The organism is Candidatus Roseilinea sp. NK_OTU-006 (genome assembly GCF_012931985.1).
Lineage (GTDB): Bacteria > Chloroflexota > Anaerolineae > J036 > Brachytrichaceae > JAAFGM01.
Window position 1 is genome coordinate 1 of the sequence record NZ_JAAFGM010000018.1, and the last position, 19,322, is coordinate 19,322.

General features: G+C 62.1%; 16 protein-coding genes. 1 reads left to right on the plus strand and 15 read right to left on the minus strand.

What is annotated here, in order from left to right; genetic code table 11:
- Positions 1-38: 38 nt before the first annotated feature.
- The 14 genes from GXH28_RS10070 to ilvB form a co-directional block, all read right to left on the minus strand.
- On the minus strand, positions 39-2,573 hold the full coding sequence (locus GXH28_RS10070; RefSeq protein ID WP_169238896.1) for a CRISPR-associated protein Csx11: 2,535 nt from the start codon (positions 2,571-2,573) through the stop codon (positions 39-41).
- Positions 2,566-3,903 carry a hypothetical protein gene (locus tag GXH28_RS10075; RefSeq protein WP_169238897.1) on the minus strand — a complete coding sequence of 446 codons (1,338 nt, stop codon included), beginning with the start codon at positions 3,901-3,903 and terminating at the stop codon, positions 2,566-2,568. Before GXH28_RS10075 ends, GXH28_RS10070 begins: the two co-directional genes overlap by 8 nt.
- Positions 3,893-4,768 (minus strand): type III-B CRISPR module RAMP protein Cmr1, encoded by an 876-nt coding sequence (gene cmr1 / locus GXH28_RS10080; protein ID WP_169238898.1) that lies wholly within the window; start codon positions 4,766-4,768, stop codon positions 3,893-3,895. The genes GXH28_RS10075 and cmr1 overlap by 11 nt, the downstream gene beginning before the upstream one ends.
- Before the next feature lie 192 nt (positions 4,769-4,960).
- A complete protein-coding gene (cimA, locus tag GXH28_RS10085) occupies positions 4,961-6,547 on the minus strand; it encodes a citramalate synthase (protein ID WP_169238899.1) in 1,587 nt (528 codons plus the stop codon).
- Positions 6,548-7,065: 518 nt separating this feature from the next.
- Complete coding sequence (locus tag GXH28_RS10090; RefSeq protein ID WP_169238900.1) at positions 7,066-7,626, minus strand: DUF6036 family nucleotidyltransferase; 561 nt, start codon at positions 7,624-7,626, stop codon at positions 7,066-7,068.
- A gap of 1 nt (position 7,627) precedes the next feature.
- Positions 7,628-8,218 (minus strand): hypothetical protein, encoded by a 591-nt coding sequence (locus tag GXH28_RS10095; RefSeq protein WP_169238901.1) that lies wholly within the window; start codon positions 8,216-8,218, stop codon positions 7,628-7,630.
- A 60-nt stretch (positions 8,219-8,278) separates the two neighbouring features.
- Entirely contained in the window at positions 8,279-8,869 is a 591-nt protein-coding gene (leuD, locus tag GXH28_RS10100) for a 3-isopropylmalate dehydratase small subunit (protein ID WP_169238902.1), read from the minus strand.
- 36 nt (positions 8,870-8,905) lie between these two features.
- Positions 8,906-10,324 (minus strand): 3-isopropylmalate dehydratase large subunit, encoded by a 1,419-nt coding sequence (leuC, locus tag GXH28_RS10105; protein WP_169238903.1) that lies wholly within the window; start codon positions 10,322-10,324, stop codon positions 8,906-8,908.
- Between the two features lie 6 nt (positions 10,325-10,330).
- Positions 10,331-11,020 (minus strand): hypothetical protein, encoded by a 690-nt coding sequence (locus GXH28_RS10110; RefSeq protein WP_169238904.1) that lies wholly within the window; start codon positions 11,018-11,020, stop codon positions 10,331-10,333.
- Positions 11,021-11,023: 3 nt separating this feature from the next.
- Complete coding sequence (locus tag GXH28_RS10115) at positions 11,024-12,613, minus strand: 2-isopropylmalate synthase (protein WP_169238905.1); 1,590 nt, start codon at positions 12,611-12,613, stop codon at positions 11,024-11,026.
- A complete protein-coding gene (locus GXH28_RS10120; protein WP_169238906.1) occupies positions 12,610-14,247 on the minus strand; it encodes an ATP-binding cassette domain-containing protein in 1,638 nt (545 codons plus the stop codon). Before GXH28_RS10120 ends, GXH28_RS10115 begins: the two co-directional genes overlap by 4 nt.
- 37 nt (positions 14,248-14,284) lie before the next feature.
- The gene (gene ilvC / locus GXH28_RS10125) at positions 14,285-15,304 is read right to left on the minus strand and encodes a ketol-acid reductoisomerase (RefSeq protein ID WP_169238907.1); all 1,020 of its coding nucleotides are present in this window, start codon (positions 15,302-15,304) and stop codon (positions 14,285-14,287) included.
- A 43-nt stretch (positions 15,305-15,347) separates the two neighbouring features.
- On the minus strand, positions 15,348-15,860 hold the full coding sequence (gene ilvN, locus GXH28_RS10130) for an acetolactate synthase small subunit (RefSeq protein WP_169238908.1): 513 nt from the start codon (positions 15,858-15,860) through the stop codon (positions 15,348-15,350).
- An 18-nt stretch (positions 15,861-15,878) separates the two neighbouring features.
- Positions 15,879-17,636, minus strand: coding sequence for a biosynthetic-type acetolactate synthase large subunit (gene ilvB / locus GXH28_RS10135; protein WP_320447947.1), 1,758 nt, complete (start codon positions 17,634-17,636; stop codon positions 15,879-15,881).
- A 277-nt stretch (positions 17,637-17,913) separates the two neighbouring features.
- Between ilvB and GXH28_RS10140 the strand changes: the two genes are divergently transcribed.
- Positions 17,914-18,651 (plus strand): FadR/GntR family transcriptional regulator, encoded by a 738-nt coding sequence (locus GXH28_RS10140; RefSeq protein WP_169238909.1) that lies wholly within the window; start codon positions 17,914-17,916, stop codon positions 18,649-18,651.
- A gap of 166 nt (positions 18,652-18,817) precedes the next feature.
- Here the strand turns inward: GXH28_RS10140 and GXH28_RS10145 are convergent, their stop codons facing one another.
- On the minus strand, positions 18,818-19,261 hold the full coding sequence (locus GXH28_RS10145; RefSeq protein WP_169238910.1) for an OsmC family protein: 444 nt from the start codon (positions 19,259-19,261) through the stop codon (positions 18,818-18,820).
- Between the last annotated feature and the right edge of the window lie 61 nt (positions 19,262-19,322).

The following is a 19,322-nucleotide window of genomic DNA, read 5'->3' on the forward strand; positions in this document are numbered from 1 at the left end:
CTTGGGGACATCAGGTTGATAAGCCATGTCGGCCCTCCTTAGTGAACTTTTTGTTTGAGAATGTGCTGGTAGAGTTCCAGACAGCGGAAGAATCGTCCGTTCTGGACATCTTCCGGCCTGACCACGTTAGGCAGCAGGCCGGCTTCTTTGAGGGTCGTTCGGACCAGGCGGTCAAATTCCTGGCCGCTTCCCCAGGAGGCTTGCTTCGTCTCCAGCAAGGCCGATACAGCGTGCAGGCCGGTGTCGGTGATGCCGCTTTGTTTCAAATCAGCCCACATCTTGATCAGGTGCGGCAGTTCGTCCAGCAACATCATGTCTGCTTGTGAGTCAAAGCGGAAGCGCTGGGCGGTGCTTTCCAGAAAAATGTAGGCGAAGCGCGAGGGGGTGACGAGGATAGTATCCTCTTCACGCAGATCGTTGGCATGGACCAGCCAGCGCCCATTGTGTTGAAAGCGTAACGGACGAGCAGTAGGGTTCCCCTGAAAGAAGAAATAGGGATACCAGAGATCGTCGGTGTGCTTGTCACCCATTCTGACTGGAACCTCATAGACGATACGCGCCTGATCTTTGGCGAGGCGCAGGTGTCGGGTCAGCTTATCTTCCGAGGGGCAACTGCATTCTACCTGCCATGTTTCCTCTTTGAACTCTACCTGCTCCAGCATCCGCCGCGCCGTATCCATCACCGCCATCAGCGGCATCTTGCGCGGGAAGAAGACGATGCCCAGAAAGAGCGGCAGGCGGTTTTGCACTTTGCCGAATTGCGTTTCGTACTCACCGCGAATTTTATTGGTGATCTCCACAGCATCGGCGGCGGGGACGAGGGCGAGGAACTGATCGGGCGAGGCGAGCAAGGTCAAAGTCGGGTGGTAGCAGAGATAATCTGCCGACGGCTTCTTCACATCTTTCACCTGATAAGTTGCTAGCCTTTTCTGTCTCTGGTCCTCCCAGGTAATGTGCAATTGGCCTACACTGGGCTGCTCCGGCACAAACGAAACGGTGAGCAATGCGCCGTTCAAGCGCCAAACGCTGATCGGCTGCCCATTGAGCGTGCCATCGCAGACAACGCCTTGATGTGGTAGATCCGTTTCTTGCACTTCCAACAGCCAGCGCTCCCGGCCTGGCAAAGCGTCCAGGATAGATTGAACCGTCTCCGTCCAGAATCTCTGGCAGGTTTCCCAGACGCGGCGCAGGCGGGCCGGGGAGGGGTTCTTGGGCGTGAAGGTGTTGTTTTGCGGGTCGGCCTTGACCAACAAGGTCTGCACCAGGTCGCCGGAGAGCCAGTCGTCCAGGCCGAACTTGCCGATGAGGAGCGCGACGCGGCTGTTGGCGTCAGCGAGTTCGTCCATCCAGATGGTGCGATGGGGGTCTTTCTCCCAAGCCGCAATGCGCGAGCCGCGACGCTTTTCGCAGTGCGCGCAGGTGTCTTTGCTTTCCTGTTTGGGGCGCAGACGGCAGACGGGGCAGAGTTCCCAGTTTCCTTCCTTACCCTTCCACAACGACTCGATAGCCGACACGTCCACAGACGCAACAATTGGGATGGTCAGCATTTTCTTGACATTAGGCAACCTGTCGTTGGTTGCATTTGGCCAATTTGGATCTTGCCCCCACCAGGGATTCTGCTCCAAAGTTACCTCAGGTAATAGTTCGCCATTCATTGTTTGGCTAAAGGCCCGCACGATTTCGGCGCGAAGAGTCACCCCTTGTCCATCACTTGCATCAAGCAGGTCAGGTACATCAGGCACGATAAAAACGCTGCCATTCTCATCCCGATATACTTCGCTCCCCAACGGATAGGTGACTTCAAGTAAATCACGCACAGTATCAAGTGCCCCGACGAGTAACTGTTGGCGAGCCAGCAGATCTGGAATACGCGCAACATTAGAAATGTAAGCCAGACCATCCACTCGAATGCTGAGCAAGCGCCATTGTAAACTTTGGGGCGCGGGCGTTGTGCCTGTCAACAATGCTCCGGCAAGCGCCGCCTTATACAGTGCGCCTACGAAGGCACCCCAGCTCCATAAATCCACTTCGTTGATGGGACGTCGGCTGTCTGCGACCGTTTGAGAAAATAATGAACTGATTTGCTCCCTTAAATGCTGTCTTTTTTGAGCAACCTGAGTTAAATCGTTCCAGGGCAAGCTCCACAGATTTTGAGTCAGGTTCGTGCCAACTGGTTGCTCAAAACCAAAGGGGGAACTCATTCGTGTACCAGGATAAGTTTGCTTACCGTCAACGGGTTCTTGCTTGTCAAAGTGCGACGTATTGTGGCAGCGAGAGAGAAACTGTCCCAACGTGGATTGATTCCACTTTCGGTCATCAAGTAAATCTATCACACTGCACGAATTTTGTTGATTTTGTTGAATTGATTGCAGTGCCGGAGAGATGCTCTGTAGGTTCGGTTGCTTGTTTGCCAGTTCGGTTCGCTGCAACGCTTGAGTATTACTGCCCGGGGCTTGCGTTTGCAAATGCTCTTCTGAACACTTGCGGTAATCGTGCAGCCAGCCAATGGCTTCCGCCAGCAGCAGGGCGTCGCGGTTGTTGGCGAGAGGTTGAAGAGAGGGCACGTTACTCATGGCTGGCCTCCTTGGGTTGTAATTTCTTGGCTTCGTCAACCAATTGGACGAACGAAGTAAACTTGCGCTTCAACCAGGCTGGCGGCGGGGCTTCTTCCGCAGCGGGTTGCGTTTCCGCAGGTGGAGATGGTTGTTCTGTCAGCGCTTTGCCTTCGCGCTCCCACCACTTTTTGGCTTTGTCGTATTCCTGACGATCCGACTTTTTCATGGCTTTCAATTCTGCTTCGTTGCGCTCGCGGAAGGTGCCATCGGGGTTGAGATATTCGTCCTTGAGTTTGCCGGGGGCTTGAAGGTATTTGGGCAGCGATTGGGCAGCGGTGGTTGGCGGCGGTGCGGCGGCAGGTTGAGCAGGCGTTTCTTCAATGCGAATCTGGAAGAAACCATCCGCCACTGTTTCCCTTGCCGTTCCGTATCCGCTGGTGCGCTTGGCCGAGAATCCGTAGGTGAGGAACATGGCCTGCAGCCCTTCGGCTACGAGTTGGAGGTCAGCCAGCGCCTGCTTGCTAATTTCGTCTTTGGGCTTGCCGATCAGGTCGAAGGGGACGTAGAGCAGGGAGAAGGTGCCGCTTGCGCCGGCGGGGACGCATTCCAGGTAAATGGGGTGCGTGCCGGCTTTCGTTTTGCGCGAGTGCGGGTTGATCACCTCCACGTCAATTGCATCGAAGAAGGTCGGGTAGAACAGCAGGCGGCCGCTGTGATGGGGGAGTGGATCTTCGTCCTGGAGATCATAATAGCGACGCAACAGACGCTCGTATTCGGCGCGGGCTTCGGGCTTGAGTCTGTCCAGGTAAGCGGCGAAGTCTTTGGTCCCGCCCGGCTCCTCACCCTTTTCGTCGCCGAAGAGCAAAGCCTGCCGGAAGCGCTCCTGGGCAAATTGCTCAGGCGTCAGGCTGCTCTTTTGTTTCACCAAGCGGATGTGCATCACTGTCCAGCGCAAGAGCCCCTTCCAGGAAGCGGCGGCCATCATCGGCACTTTGAAGACCTTGTCCTTGCGCACCGGGTTGACGCTCTCGGCCACGTAAAAGGGGTCATCATCCTTGCTCATCCAAGGCTTGGCCAGGGTGAAGGTAAACTGGAGGAACCAGGAGCCGGGAGGGAGGAGGGTGAGGTTGGGTGGTTGAGGCGGGTTGATTCCGAGCTTCTGTAATTGCTCCTGCTGATGACTGATGAACTGATTGAAAGCGCCAGGCGTCCGCTGCTTGCTCTTTTTGTCAAACGTCCCATGTATCAGTTTCAGATAGGAGGGTAAGGGGCTATCCTTTGTGACCAGCAAGCGCAGTTGCGTGGCCTCGTCACCTTGCGGTTGGTCAATGTACAGGTCATAACTCACGGAGCACCTCCTCGCCGGTTTTTACCGTATACTTTCCTGTGCCAAGCGTCTGTTTGATTTGATGGCTAATCTCGTCGCGCATTTTGGCATCCCTGGCATATCCCCAAATGCACCCGCCGTCGGCACGAAATGAAAAAAGTTTTTTGCTAATGGCGTCATGTGTTGCGTCGCCACGCCTGCCGCGTAAGAATTGCTGATAGTGTTTGTTTCCTGTAATCTCTTGTCCGTTTTCTGAAAGCCCCATCAGATCGTTCATTTGCTTGCGCCAGAGAAAAGACCCTTTGATGAAAAAGAACCAGCGTAAATCTGCTGCATCTTTGGGTGTCACTTGCCGAAATTGCGAAAGAAAGCGGGGAATGTCAGGTCTTGCTATATTGGGTAGAGTGATTATCTGAACAATGCCATAATCTTCACCGATTTTCCCTTTTTGCGGCTTGAGGGTTGTCTTTCCTCCCAACGCGCCATATCTGGCAGCAATTTCCACAGATTTGGTCAGTAACCACTTTTCCTCTTCAGTGATTGGGCGCAGTTCCAAGAATTCCAGATGAAAGGTGATGTTTTCCGCCAGAGCATCTTCGATGGGTTGTCCCTGCTCATTTAGCGCACGCAACCGGAACTTTCGCCCCCAGCCCGTGCAGCCGAACAATTCACAGGCTACGCAGTGTTTCCCATCCTTATCTGGGCAGCGGTCCTCACTCGTCGGGTCGCACGCATACCCGCCCAGGCCGCGCACCAAGGCTTCGTACCACCAGCGCAGCGAGCCGATCAGGCCCGTCTCGTGCAGACGGTCGCTGGTCTGGTCCACGCCGCCGGTCCAGAGCGGGGTTAATGTCTTCAGGGTGATGCGTTGAGAAGAAGAGACCATGGCTGATTCCCTTTGTCCCACCATCGTTAATTATGCCAACATGCCCGTCGTTCCAAAAATCCCGCCGATCTGTCAAGTTATTGTAGATCGCGCAGTTGCTTTTTACATCTCAGGCGCCGGAGGTGAATTGCGATCCAGGCGGACAATACCCCCGTCATCTGAAGCGGTCTAATCCTGCTCGCCCTTGGCACGCTACGCCACGAGCAACGCGTATTCCATCGAGTCGGCCAACGCCTGCCATGAGGCATCTACGATGTTGGACGAGCAGCCGACCGTCGTCCAGGTGCGGTGGCCGTTGGTCGAGTCAATCGTCACGCGCGTGGTGGCGCCGGTCGCTTTGTCGCTGTCAATGATGCGCACCTTGTAGTCCACCAGGCGCATCTTTTTCAGCTTGGGGTAGTGCGGCAACAGCGCCTTGCGCGTGGCCAGGTCGAGCGCGTTCACCGGCCCGTCGCCCTCCGCAGCGGTATGGGTGATCTCGTCGTCCACCTTGATCTTGACGGTCGCCTCGGCCAGCACGCCGCGCCCGTCGCGATGCTCGACGACCACCATGTAATCCAGCAGTTCGAATAACTTGACGTAGCCGGGCTGCGCGCGGCGCAGCATCAATTCCACGCTGGCGTCGGCGCCCTCGAAGAAGAAGCCGCGGTTCTCCATCTCCTTGATGCGCTGCAACACCTGCTTGACCTCGACGCCGTCGGGGTTGAGGCCGAACTCTCTGGCTTTGTAGGCGATGTTGCCCCGGCCGCTCAGCTCGCTCACCAACACGCGCTTCTGGTTGCCCACGCGCGCCGGGTCAACGTGTTGGTAGCTCTCTTCCACCTTGAGGATGGCGGCGACGTGGATGCCGCCTTTGTGCGCGAAGGCCGCCTGCCCGACGTAGGGATGGCGGATGTCGAGGGTGAGGTTGGCGATCTCGAAGACGTAGCGCGCCAGTTCGGTGAGCCCTCGCAGTTGCTCGTCGCTCACGCAGTCGTCGTTCATCTTCAGCTTCAAGTTGGCCAGCGTGGTCACCAGGTCGCAGTTGCCCACCCGCTCGCCGATGCCGTTGATGGTGCCCTGCACCTGCACGCAGCCGGCGCGCACCGCCGCCAGCGCGTTGGCCACGGCCACGCCGGCGTCGTTGTGGGTGTGAATCCCAAACTTCACCTCCGACGCCCGACTCCCGACTTGACGTTCGCCTCGCTGCAACTCGCCGATCGTGAACCGCGTGATCTCCTCGACCTCCCAGGGCATACTGCCGCCGTTGGTGTCGCACAACACCAGCCAGTCGGCGCCGGCGTCGCGCGCGGCGCGCAGCGTGGCCAGCGCGTAGTCCTTGTCCAGCTTAAAGCCGTCGAAGAAATGCTCGGCGTCGTGCACCACCTCTCGACCGCGCGCCTTGAAGAAGGCCACGCTGTCGCCGATCATCTTCAGATTCTCCTCCAGCGTCGTCTCCAGCACGTGCGTCACGTGCAAGGGGCTGGTCTTGGCGACCAGCGTGACCACCGGCGTGCCGGCGTCGAGCAACGCGCGAATCTGCGGGTCTTGCTCGACGTTGGTGTTGGCCTTGCGCGTGCTGCCAAAGGCGGCCAGCCGCGCATGTTTGAAGTCCAGCGTCTTCGCCCGCGCGAAGAACTCGGCGTCCTTCGGGTTGCTGCCGGGCCAGCCGCCCTCAATGTAGTGCATGCCAAATGCGTCCAGCCGCTGCGCGATGCGCAGCTTATCCTCGACGGATAAGTTGACGCCCTCGCCCTGTGTGCCATCTCGCAGCGTCGTGTCGTAAAGCATCGTCGTCATCAGAATCAGCCTCGCTCGTTCATTCGATTTCTGCGTGGTCGCAAATCGAAATGAACAGAGCCTTCCGGGTTGCGGAAGGCTCTGTGATTTGCCTGCTCACGATCACTGGCGCGATCAGCTCGCCTGCCCCGACCCGTGCCCACGATTCGCGCTCCGAATAATCGAAACGCGAATCGAAATAATAGCGATAGTCTGCAGAGCGATCGCGCGCATTGTTCTGCTAAAAAGTCTACCCCTTCAGAGGCAGTTGTCAACCCCGTTCAAGCCTGCTTCTCCGTCCTGGCTCTCTGCTTCTCGGATATGCGTTCGCCGGCGCGGGCGCCGACCGACAGCAGCAACACCCCTGGGCAGGCGCGGCCTGCCTTCCAACCGCACGAAACAGCCAAACGTTCTGGCCTGTCCTAGACAGCCTGGAAGGCTGTCCCACAGATGATGCCGACCAGCAACAGGATCGCGCCCGACGAACTGAGCAGCAGGCCGAAGAGTCGCAGGAAGACCACGCCGATCCGTCCTCCGTGTCAGTCGTCCTTTGCGCCGTCCGCAGCGAGCATCGCCTCCAGCGCGGCGAAGTTGCGCCGGAAGCGTTCCGGGTTGCGCTTCAGGCTCTCGCGCTCCACGCGGGGCAGGATGTTATTGAAGGCTTGGCGAAGCATGTCCATCTCGATCTGGCCGGATTGCAGCAGCGCCAGCACGTCCTGGAAGTCGCCTTCGCGCCCGCGTTCGATCTTGCTGAGCGCCGTGCTGTAGAGGTCGAAGTGAAAAACGTCCACCTGGCCGAAGCGGCCGACGTGCTTGGCGCGCTCCTTCCAGCCCGCCGGCAACGGGATAAAGTCGCCGGGCGAGGCTTGCTCGACGTTGATCTGCAGTTCCTCTTTCAGTCGGCGCACCACCTGGGCAAACTCGGCCTCATGTTCGTCGTCCACTTCGTAATGGATGTCAATATCGAGCGATTGATCGCGCAGCCCTTCATACACCAACGTCGTGCCGCCGACGAGATATACCCGCGCCGGGTGGCGAAACTCGATGCCGAGCTTCACCAAGAAGTAGTGCACGCGCAAGCGGTCTATTGGCGGGCGCATGTTACCGAGGGGTGTTGCTCCCAACTCCCGACTCCCGATGCGCAGGAGCGGTATGGGGAGTCGGCAGCGAGAAGTCGGGCGTCGCGCACGGCTGCTCGCACAGCAGATCCACCACCTGCTCGTAGGACGACCAGTCGTTATAAGCGCTGCGCTCGGTGAGGGCGCGCAAGCCCAGCTCGCCGAACATCGCGTCGGCCGGCGGCAGCCCCATCTCGCGCGCGAAGCGTTCCTGAATCAACGGCGTCTCGCCGAAGTGCATCCTGAGCCGCGTGCGCCACATGCGCTGCAAATACATCGCGGCGAGGTACTGCTTCCGGATTTCGGCGCGCGCTGCGTCGTCGAGCGCGAACGACGCTTGACCCTGGACGAGGGCGGCGGCGCGCTCGGCCAGCGCGGGATGCGCCAGCAACAGAGCGGCCAGCGCGAAGCGCAGGCGCGCATCCGGGGATGCCGCCAAGCCGGCGATCAGCTCATCGTCGTCCAGCGGGCGCTCATCGCCGCGCGGCGTGGGCGCAAGATAACACAGGCCGCGCGCATGCAAGGCGGCGACCAGCTCCTCGCGGCTGGCGGGGGGAGGCGTCATCGCGTTCATGTCGTCATCGCCGGCGCGATTATCCACCCAATGCCGCGCAGGTGATCGCTTGCGCAGCGTTCACTTGTGATGCGCCGCCTCGAAAGCCAGGATTTGGTCGGTCATGCGCAACACGTAGCCGATCTCGTCCACGCCGTTCAGCAGGCACGCCTTGCTGAAGGCATCAATCGGGAAGCCGACGGCGCGCCCATCGGGCAGGGTGAGCGTTTGCGCCGCCAGGTCAATCGTCACCTCGAAATCGGGGGCTTCTTCGCACAGGCTGAAGAGCTGTTGGTGGGTGGGCTTGTCCACGATCACCGGCAGCAGACGATTCTTCAGCGCGTTGTTGCGGAAGATGTCGGCGAACGAAGTGCTGATCACCGCGCGGAAGCCGTAGCCGGTCAACGCCCAGGGCGCATGCTCGCGCGACGAGCCGCATCCGAAGTTGTCGCCGACCAGCAGCACCTGGCGGCCCTTCATCTCCGGGCGGTTCAGCACGAAGTCGGGTTTGGGGTTCCCCTCGGCGTCGTAGCGCCAGTCGGCGAACAGGTTGTCGCCCAGGCCGGCCTTGTCGGTCACCTTCAGGAAGCGCGCGGGGATGATCTGGTCGGTGTCCACGTTGTCCACCGGCAGCGGAACGATCTTGCTGGTGAGCGTTGTGAAGCAGGTCATAGTTGCCGATAGCGGGGTACTCGTTGCGCGGAGCGACTACTGCAACAGCGTCCGCGCGTCGGTGATGACGCCGGTGATGGCGCTGGCAGCGGCGGTCAGCGGCGAGGCCAGGAAGGTGCGCCCGCCTTTGCCCTGGCGGCCCTCGAAGTTGCGATTGCTGGTGCTGATGGCGTACTGGCCGGGTTCGAGTTGGTCGCCGTTCATGGCGATGCACATGCTGCAGCCTGGCTCGCGCCACTCCGCGCCGGCGGCCAGGAAGATCTCGTGGAGTCCTTCGCGCTCGGCTTGCCGCTTCACCTGAGCGCTGCCGGGCACCACCATGACGCGCAAGCCTTCCTTCACCTTGCGCCCCTTCAACAAGCGGGCCGCTTCGCGCAGGTCGCTGATGCGCGAGTTGGTGCAACTGCCGATGAACACCACGTCCACCGGGTGGCCCAGCAATGGCTGGTTGGGCCGCAGGCCCATGTAGGCCAGCGCCTTCTGCAGCGCCGCTTTGTGCGCCGGATCGCCGACCTGGTCGGGGTCGGGCACGCGGCCGGTGATCGGCATCCCCATACCGGGGTTGGTGCCGTAGGTGATCATCGGCTCGAGCGCGCCGGCGTCGAGCGAGATCTCGGCGTCGTAGCGGGCGCCCTCGTCCGTGGGGAGGGTGCGCCAGTAGGCCAGCGCGCGATCCCAATCTGCGCCCTTCGGGGCAAACTCGCGACCGGCCATCCACTCAAAGGTGGTGTCGTCGGGGGCGATCATGCCGGCGCGGCTGCCCCCTTCGATGCTCATATTGCAGATGGTCATCCGTTCTTCCATCGAGAGCCGGCGGATGGCCTCGCCGGTGTATTCGAACACATAGCCGGTGCCTGCGCCCACGCCATACTTGGCGATGAGGCCCAGGATGATGTCCTTGGCCGTGACGCCGGGCTTGAGCGCGCCGTCAATGCGCACGTTCATCGTCTTGGGCTTGCGCTGCAACAGGCACTGGGTGGCCAGCACCATCTCCACCTCGCTGGTGCCGATGCCAAAGCCGAGCGCGCCGAAGGCGCCGTGGGTCGCGGTATGGCTATCGCCGCACACGATGGTCATGCCCGGCTGGGTCAGCCCCAGCTCCGGGCCGATCACGTGCACGATGCCTTGCTTGTCGGCGCCGGTCTTGATGCCGTAGAGCGTAATGCCGTTCTCGGCAGCGTTGCGCTCCATCATCTCGATCTGCTTGCGCGCCATCTCGTCCACAATCGGCAGGCGGCGGTCGTGCGTGGGGATGCCGTGATCGAGCGTGGCGAAGGTGCGGTCGGGCCGACGCACCTTCAAGCCGCGGCACCGTAAGCCCTCGAAGGCCTGCGGCGAGGTCACCTCGTGCACCAGGTGGAGGTCAATGTAGAGGACGGCCGGGCTGTCCGGCTCTTGCGCCACGACGTGCGCATCCCAAATCTTTTCAAAGAGCGTTCGGGGTCGGTCGTTCATAGCCGGTCAGGATTCTACGCGATTGGATGGTGCTTCAGAAGATAAGGGGTCTGAGAAGCGCGCCCGATACGCGCGCGCGGCGGCTTCCACCCCCAACCGGGGGCTGCTCAAGACTGGGCAGGGCAGGTCGGCGCACAGCGGCTCGGCGACGGCCATGCTGGCCTGCGCCAGCACGATCACGTCGAACCGGTCGCCCGCGCAGGCGTCGGCCAAGGCGGCGGCGATCTCGCGGGCATAGCCGGCTGGGTCGCCGCGCTCGATCAACGGCCACGCCGATGAGATGAACAGCGCGCCGGTCTCGACGGCCTTATCGGCTTGCCGTGCGACGTCCTGGATCAGCGCCTGGGTCGGGGCCAACGTGCTCTGCAGGGTGGCCGCGATGGCGATGCGGCGGCCGAGCGACACAGCGCGCTCGGCCATCGGGCGATCCACGCGCATCACGCGCGCGCCGGATTGCTCGGCCAGCCCGCCGATCGAAGAGCAGGTGCACAGCACGAAAGACTGCGGGCCGGTGAGCGGGGCGAGAGCGGCGCGCACGCGCGCGATCACCGCCGGCGTCACGGCGCCGGCGGCGCGCACCTCGCGCAGGATCGCCTCATCCACGACGTGGCGCGCGGGAATGTCCGGCGCAAGCTGCTTGAGCAGCGCGTCGAATAGCGCAACGTTGGACGCGGCGGTGTGGAAGAGCGTGAGCATGCGCTAGACGGACTCGGCCACGGGCCTGCGCGCCAGTTGCGTGCGCTGTAAGCCGCGATTCACCGCAGCCAGATAGGCCTTGCCGCTGGCGACCAGCGTGTCGGTATCGGCGCTGCGCCCGCTGAAGACGTACTTCTTGCCCTCGCTGTCGCTCATCTCCACGCGGATGGTGACGTGAGCGATGGCGTCAATCCCCTCGGTCACGGCGTGCACGTGGAACTCCACGAGCTTGGCGTTGGCGCCGGTGATGCGATTGATGCAATTGCACACGGCGTTGACCGGCCCGTTGCCGAGCGCGGCGTCCTCGTGCCGCTCGCCGTCCTGATCAATCAGGCGCACGCTGGCGACCGGCGTATTGCCCGTGCCGGTGGCCACGTGCAACTCGTCCAGCTTGAACAAGTCGTTGCCCAAACTCTCAAACTGATCGGTGAGCAGCGCCTCAATGTCGGCGTCGCTGACCACCTTCTTCTTGTCACACAACGCCTTGAAGCGCTCGAAGGCCTTGTCCAGCTCGTCGCGGTTCAGGTCGTAGCCCATCTGCCGCAGTCGGTCGGCAAAGGCATGGCGGCCGCTGTGCTTGCCCAACACCAGGTTGGTGCTGTTCCAGCCCACGTCCTCCGGCCGCATGATCTCGTAGGTCAGCGGATTCTTCAACATGCCATCCTGGTGAATGCCGGCCTCGTGGGCGAATGCGTTGGCGCCGACGATGGCTTTATTCGGCTGCACCGGGATCGAGGTCAAGCTGCTCACCATCTTGCTGGTGCGCACCAACTGGGTGGTGTCAATGTTCGTGTAGAGTCCGCCGAAGAACTGCGGGCGGGTCTTCAGCGCCATCACCACTTCTTCAAGGCTGGTGTTGCCGGCGCGTTCCCCGATGCCGTTGATGGTGACCTCGGCCTGCCGCGCGCCGGCTTTGATGCCGGCCAGCGTGTTGGCCGTGGCCATGCCCAGGTCGTTGTGGCAATGCACGCTGACGATCACCTTGCCCGCTTTGATGCCGGGGACGTTGTTGATGATGCCCTCGATGAGCTGGCCGTATTCCTGCGGCGTGCAGTAGCCCACGGTATCGGGGATGTTCAGCGTGGTTGCGCCGGCTTGCACGGCAACGCTCAGCACTTGCCAGAGGAACTCCGGGTCGCTGCGGCCGGCGTCCTCCGGCGAAAACTCCACATCGTCGCAGAAGCTCTTGGCATACGAGACGAACTCGCCCACCTGCTCGATGCAGTCGTTGCGGCTGATCTTGAGCTTGTACTTCAAGTGGATGTCGCTGGTGGCCAGGAAGGTGTGGATGCGCGGCCGCTTGGCCCACTGCACGGCGCTCCACGCCTGTTCGATGTCCTTCTTGGCGCAACGGGCGAGGCTGGCGATCACAGGCGGTTGATCGAGCTGGCCAACCTCCTGAGCGATTCGGCTGACCGCCTCGAAGTCGCCGGGCGAGGCGATCGCAAAACCGGCCTCGATGATGTCCACGCCCAACCGGGCGAGCTGGCGCGCGATCTCCAGCTTTTCGGCCAGGTTCAGCGTTGCGCCGGGCGATTGCTCGCCATCGCGCAGGGTGGTGTCGAAGATCAATACACGGTTTGGGTCGTTCATGGCTTATCCTCTTCCAACTGCATACGCGGGGTGGCTGCTCCAGGTTTCACGCGGGCTTCTTGCGCAACAATGCGACCACCCGCGATGACCATGCGATGGGTGATGCAGGGCAGGCAATCGTCCTCGTGGTGAGCGACCAAGATGATGCCGGCGTCGCGCGATGCCGCTTCTAGGATGTCTGCGAGTTCGGCGCGACACTTTTGATCTAACCCGTCGAACACTTCGTCCAGGATGAGCAGGCGCGGCGCGTTCACCAACGCCCGCGCCACCAGCACCTTGCGCGCTTGCCCGTAGCTCATCTCCAGGATGCTGCGTTGGGCCAACGGCTCCAGGTCGAGCCACGCGATGACCTCGCGGAGCCGCCGGCGCTGGGCTGGCGTCAGCGGTTGCAGCCAACCGACGCTGGCGAAGAAGCCCGACGCGATCACTTGCGCTGCGGTCAGGTCGGCCGCATAGCGCGCCTGGAATTCGCACGAGACGTAGCCGATGCGCTTCTTGATCTCCCACACGTTGTCGAAGCCGTTGCGCCCGAAGCGCTCGATCTGGCCGCCGCGCGCCGGCCGCAGCTCGCCCAGGATCAGCCGCAGCAGGGTGCTCTTGCCGACGCCGTTGTCGCCGGTGATCATCCAGTGCTCGCCCTCGTTCATCCGCCAGTTCACGTCGTGCAGCACAATCGTCGTCCCGTCGTCCGATGCGACGTTGGCGCGGCGGATGTTGATCAGCGCGGGGCGGGCGTCGCGGGAGTGGGAATCGGTGATCGCGCGAAATTGCGGCGGCGCGGCGCGCCGGCGATCCGCCGTCTCGCTGCGCCGCGTCTGCGCGATGATCCGGCCGTGCTTGAACTCCATCACGTGGGTGATGGCCGGGATCAGTTCGTCGCGCCGATGGGTGGTCATCAGGATCTGCGCGCCTCGCTCGGCGATGCCTTGAATCATGTCGAGCAAAGCGCTGCGCGAGCGCGCGTCGAGTCCGACGCCCACTTCGTCGAGGATGAGCACGTCCGGCTTGGCGACGATCGCGCGCGCGATGAGCGCCTTGCGCAACTGTCCCTGGGATAGCTTGTCGAGGGGCACGTCGGCCAGGGCTTCGATGCCGATGTCGCGCATCACTTGCGCGACGCGCGCCGCTTCGGCCGGCGTGGGCTTGCGCGTGACCAGCTCGCTGTCGAGCAGGCCGGTGAACACGATCTCGCGCGCCGTGATGCGCGGGCGAAAGTCGTCGCCGTATCGGCGCGTGTGCGCGCGCAGGCAGCGCTGTTGTTGCTCGGCGCTGACAATGGCGATGCGCTGCTTCACGCCGATGGGCGACTGGGTCGGCCGGCCGTCGAAGGCGTAGATGCGTAACCCGCCGTCCACGGGCGCCGGCCAAATCTCGCCGCGCAACAGGCGCAGGAAGGTGCTCTTGCCGGCGCCGTTGGGGCCGAGCACGGCCCAGTTCTCGCCGCGCCGCAACGACCAGGTGAGGTCGTGCAGCACGCGCGCGCCGTTCAGCGCGACGTTCACGTGCTCGAGGCGGATCAGCTCCTCCCCGGCCGTCATGGACGCAGACCAGGCGCGTCCGGCCGACCGGGAGAGGCGGCGTCCCACCGACGCGATGCTTTCATCGGGCAGCGATCGGATGTCAGTAGCTGCCATCGCCCGTCCCCTCATCCCCCGGTGGCCCCGTCCTCGATCACGCGCCGCCTTCGCCGGGCTTGACCTCGCGCGGGTTGAGCCACGGCATCATCCGCCGCAGCTTCAGCCCGACTTTCTCGATCGGATGATTGATGTCGCGCTGGCGGTATTCGTTGAAGCGCTTGCGGCCGGTCTGATTCTCCTTGATCCATTCGCGGGCGAATTTGCCGGACTGGATGTCGGCCAGGATCTTCTTCATCTCGGCGCGGGTGCGGTCGTTGATGATGCGTGGGCCGCTGATGTAATCGCCCCATTCGGCGGTGTCGCTCACGCTGTAGCGCATGAAGTTCAAGCCGCCGCGATACATCAAATCAACAATCAGCTTGAGTTCGTGCAGGCACTCAAAGTAGGCCATCTCCGGCGCATAGCCGGCCTCGGTCAACGTCTCGAAGGCCGCCTTGATCAGGTGCGAGACGCCGCCGCACAGCACGACCTGCTCGCCGAACAGGTCGGTTTCGGTCTCTTCTTTGAACGTGGTGCGGATGACGCCCGCGCGCGTGCCGCCGATCGCCTTGGCGTAAGCGAGCGCGTTCTTCAATGCGCGCGTCCCACCCTGGTGCACGGCGACCAGGCACGGCACGCCGCCGCCGTCCTGGTAGGTGCCGCGCACGGTATGGCCGGGCGCTTTGGGCGCGACCATGCTCACGTCCACGTATGTCGGCGGGACGATCTGCCCGAAGTGGATGTTGAAGCCATGGGCGAACATCAACGTCTTGCCCTTGGTCAGGTGCGGCTCGATGTGTTCTCGGTAGATTTGCGCGGCCGGCACGTCGGGCACCAGCATCATGATGAAGTCGCCGGCCTGCGCCGCTTCGCTCACGTTCATCACGCGCAAGCCGGCGTTTTGGGCCTTCTCGCGGCTCCGGCTGGTCTCCGGTAGGCCAACGACCACGTTCACGCCGCTGTCCTTCAGATTGAGCGCGTGGGCGTGCCCCTGGCTGCCAAAGCCGATGACGGCGATGGTCTTGTCCTTGAGGAGTTCGAGATTGGCGTCGTTGTCGTAGTAAACCTTAGCCATAGTGAGTAGTTGCGTCGTGAAGGGTTCGGTTGTGAGAGGGGGCTCAACCCCGGGTCATTGCGATGCGGCCGGTGCGGACGACTTCCAGGATGCCGTAGTCCTGCAGCACGTTGAGGATCGAATCCACCTTTTGCTCCTCGCCGGTGACTTCGATAATGACGGATTCCTTCGCCACGTCCACGACGCGGCTTTGGAACATGTCGGCGATCTGCTTGATCTCGCCGCGATGTTGGGCGTCGCTCACCCGCACCTTGATGAGGGCCAGCTCGCGCACGACGGTGGGCAGGTTGGTCACATCCTGCACGTCAATCACGTTGACCAGCTTGTAGAGGTTGCGCTCCACCAGCGCCGCGTTGGTTCGGCTGGCGTCAATCACGATGGTCATGCGCGAGACGGTCGGATCTTCGGTCGTGCCGACGGCCAGGCTCTCGATGTTGAAGTTGCGCCGGCGCATCAGGCTGGCCACCCGGTTGAGCACGCCGGGTTTATTTTCCACCAGCGCCACCAGCGTGTGCTTGGTCGGGTTCTTGCGGGCTTCGATTCGGTCAATCAGCATGGTTCTCCTGTCGAATGGCTACCGCGCTTTCTCCTTCATGAATTCCATCCCGCCGCCGAGCGCCGCAGGCTGGATCGGGCGTCGGGTCATCTCGTTCAGCGACTTGCCAGGCTGGATCATGGGGAAGACGTTCGTCTCCTTCTCCACGACGAACTCGATCAGCGCCGGCCCCTTGTGTTCGCGGGCGCGACGGATGACCTCGCGGGCTTCCTTCAAGTTGGTCGCCCGCATCCCGCACATGCCGTAGGCTTGCGCCAGCTTCACGAAGTCCGGCGTCCACATCTCCACGGCGGAGTAGCGATGGTTGTGCATCAGCTCCTGCCACTGGCGCACCATGCCGAGGAAGTTGTTGTTGATGATGGCGATTTTGATGTCGAGATTCTCCTGCATCACGGTGGCCAGTTCGGGGATGCTCATCTGGAAGCCGCCATCGCCGGCGATGGCCCACACTTCGTCATCCGGCCGGCCGAACTTGGCGCCGATCGCCGCCGGCAGCGCGAAGCCCATCGTGCCCAATCCGCCGCTGGTGATCAACTGGTTCTTGCGCGTGTGCTGGAAGTATTGCGTCTCCCACATTTGGTGCTGGCCGACGTCGGTGCAGATGGTGCACTCGCCCTTCGTCTCCTCCCAGATCGCGCGCATCACATGCGGCGCAAGCAACATGTCGTCCGGCAACTCGACGTTGAGCACGTCGCGCGCCTGGGTGTCGGCGCGCCATTCGTTGATCTGCTCCATCCAGGCCGGGTAGCTGCGCTTCTCGATCATCGGCGTCAGCTCGCGCAGCACATCTTTGACGCTGGCGACGATGCCCACGTCGGCCGGCACGTTCTTATTGATCTCGGCGGCGTCAATGTCCACGTGGATCACGCGAGCGTTCTTGGCGTAGGTCTTGAGGTTGCCGGTCACCCGGTCGTCGAAGCGCATGCCCAGGGCGATCAGCAGGTCGGCGTTGGCGATGGCCTGGTTGACATAGGCTTCGCCGTGCATGCCCATCATGCGCAGGTTCAGCGGATGGTCCTCGCTCAACACGCCGATGCCCAGCAACGTGGTGGCCACCGGAATGCCGCTCTTCTCCACAAACGCGCGGAACTCCTCGTGCGCGTTGCCGTGCTTGATGCCCTGGCCGGCCAAGATGACCGGCCGGCGCGCGTGGTCAATCAGCTCTTTGGCGCGCTGCAACAGCGCCGGGATGTCCTGGCGCCCGTGGGGTTTGATGGCGCGATAGCCCCGCATCTGCACGTTGGTGATCGGCTCGTAGTCCACCATCTTTTGCTGGACGTCCTTACAGATATCCACCAGCACCGGGCCGGGCCGGCCGCTGCGCGCGATGTAGAACGCCTCGGCCATCACCTGCGGCAGATCGTTCACGTCCATCACCAGGTAGTTGTGCTTGGTGATCGGCAGCGTCACGCCGGTCACGTCGGTCTCCTGAAAAGCGTCCGAGCCGACGAGATAGGACGCCACCTGGCCGGTGATGGCCACCACCGCCGACGAGTCCATCATGGCGTTGGCCAGGCCGGTGACCAGATTGGTTGCGCCGGGGCCGGATGTGGCCATGCATACGCCGACTTTGCCTGTAGCGCGGAAATAGGCGTCCGCAGCAAGCGCCGCGTTCTCTTCGTGGCGGACGAGGACGTGATGCACGCGGTCCTGATAGTCCACCAGAGCGTCGTAGGTGGGCAAAATGGCACCGCCGGGGTAACCGAATACCACGTTCGTGCCTTGTTGAATAATCGTCTCCCAGATCACTTGTGCGCCGGTCAGCTTCATGGTCATCTCCTCTTCATTTAGCCCGCCGCCTTTCTATAACCACTTCAACGGCTCGCGGGTTAACAAAAAAGCCCTCCGTTTAGGAGGGCTTTCTATCCTTTGGATATGCGCTAGGTCCGCGCAGTCGCCGTCCTAAACAGGTTTCGCTCCAGGTCGCTAAGGACGAGGAGCAAGCTAATAACCAGGACGACGACGAGCAAACCACTCATATTCAACACCTGCTTTATACCCGTTTGCCCGCCGACCTGTCAACGACTACAATGGCCACCTGTAAGACAGGTCTATGCCGGAGACGCCCATCACGCATCCAGCGCCATCGTCGGCGCTGCCGGCTCGGCTCGCCGATCACATCTTGTCGGAGCTGATTCAGCGCGGAGCAGGCCCGGGCGCATTCTTGCCTTCGGAGGGCGAACTGGGCAACCGCTTCCAGGTTAGCCGGCCGGTCATCCGCGAGGCGATCAAACAATTGGAAGGACGAGGGCTGATCGAAGTGATCAACGGGCGCGGCGCGCGCATCCGACCCTTGGGCGAGCAGCAGTTGCGCGCCTACTTTACCCACGCGATCGCGCTGCAGCGCGTGCCCTTTCGCGAGCTGATGGAAGCGCGCAAGCCGATCGAGATTCAGAGCGCGCGCCTGGCGGCCCAACGGCGCACACCCGACCAGCTCGACGCGCTACAGGACATCATCCGGCGCATGCGGCGTAACATCGGCAACGCCGACGCTTACGTGGACCTCGATCATGACCTGCACGCGCTGATCGCCGATGCCTCGGGCAATCTCATCATCGCGCATCTGGTGCGCTCCCTGCGCGGCGCGCTCAACGACTTGACGCATGAAACGCTGTATCGCCGGCGCAACCGGCAGCAACTGGAGCGGGTGCATGCGCTGCATGAGTCCATCGTCACCGAGATCGGCTATCGCAACCCCGACGGCGCCGGCCACGCCATGGATATCCATTTCAGCGAGGCGTTGTCTTTTTTGATCCAGCGTCGGGAAGGCGGAGCAGCGCGCAGTCCATAAGCCCAGGACGCGCAGATTCCCGTACGCGCGCATACAGGACCGACTGCTGCTCCCGTTGTCATGCCCCTTGCCCGGCGGCTAACGCTAATTTTGCATAACCAACAGCGCGCCGTGGAGCTATGGGCGGCCCAAGTTGTGAACTGCGCGACCGCGAATGCGCGCAGCGTTAAGCCGCCGGCGCAGCCGACTCTTCGATGATCCGATAGGTGTGCTGAATGGGCACCACGCGACCGAGCATGCCCTGAGCCGGACAGTATTTCGTCTCAGACAACTCAATAGCGCGCTCAACTGCCTCTGGAGCAACCCCGCGCCCACGCACGACATACTCGACGAGGATCTCGGTAAAGACTTTGGGATGATCGGGCGCGCGTTCGGCGCGCACTTTAACCTCGAAGCCGGTCACTTCCTGACGCTTCTTCTTCAAGATGGACAGCACGTCCATCGCCGTACAGCCGGCCAAGCCGATCGCCAACAGCTCCATCGGACGCAGCCCATCGTTGCTGCCGCCCACCGACGGATCGGCGCTGAGGTTCACGGTGAAACCGCTATCGGCACTGCCGACAAATGAAAGATCGTGCGTCCATACGACAGAAGCGTTGATCGTCTCCATGTGCAAACACCTTTCTTTGACGAAATGCTGCCCAGTTGAAAACCCGGCGCAATGATTGTAA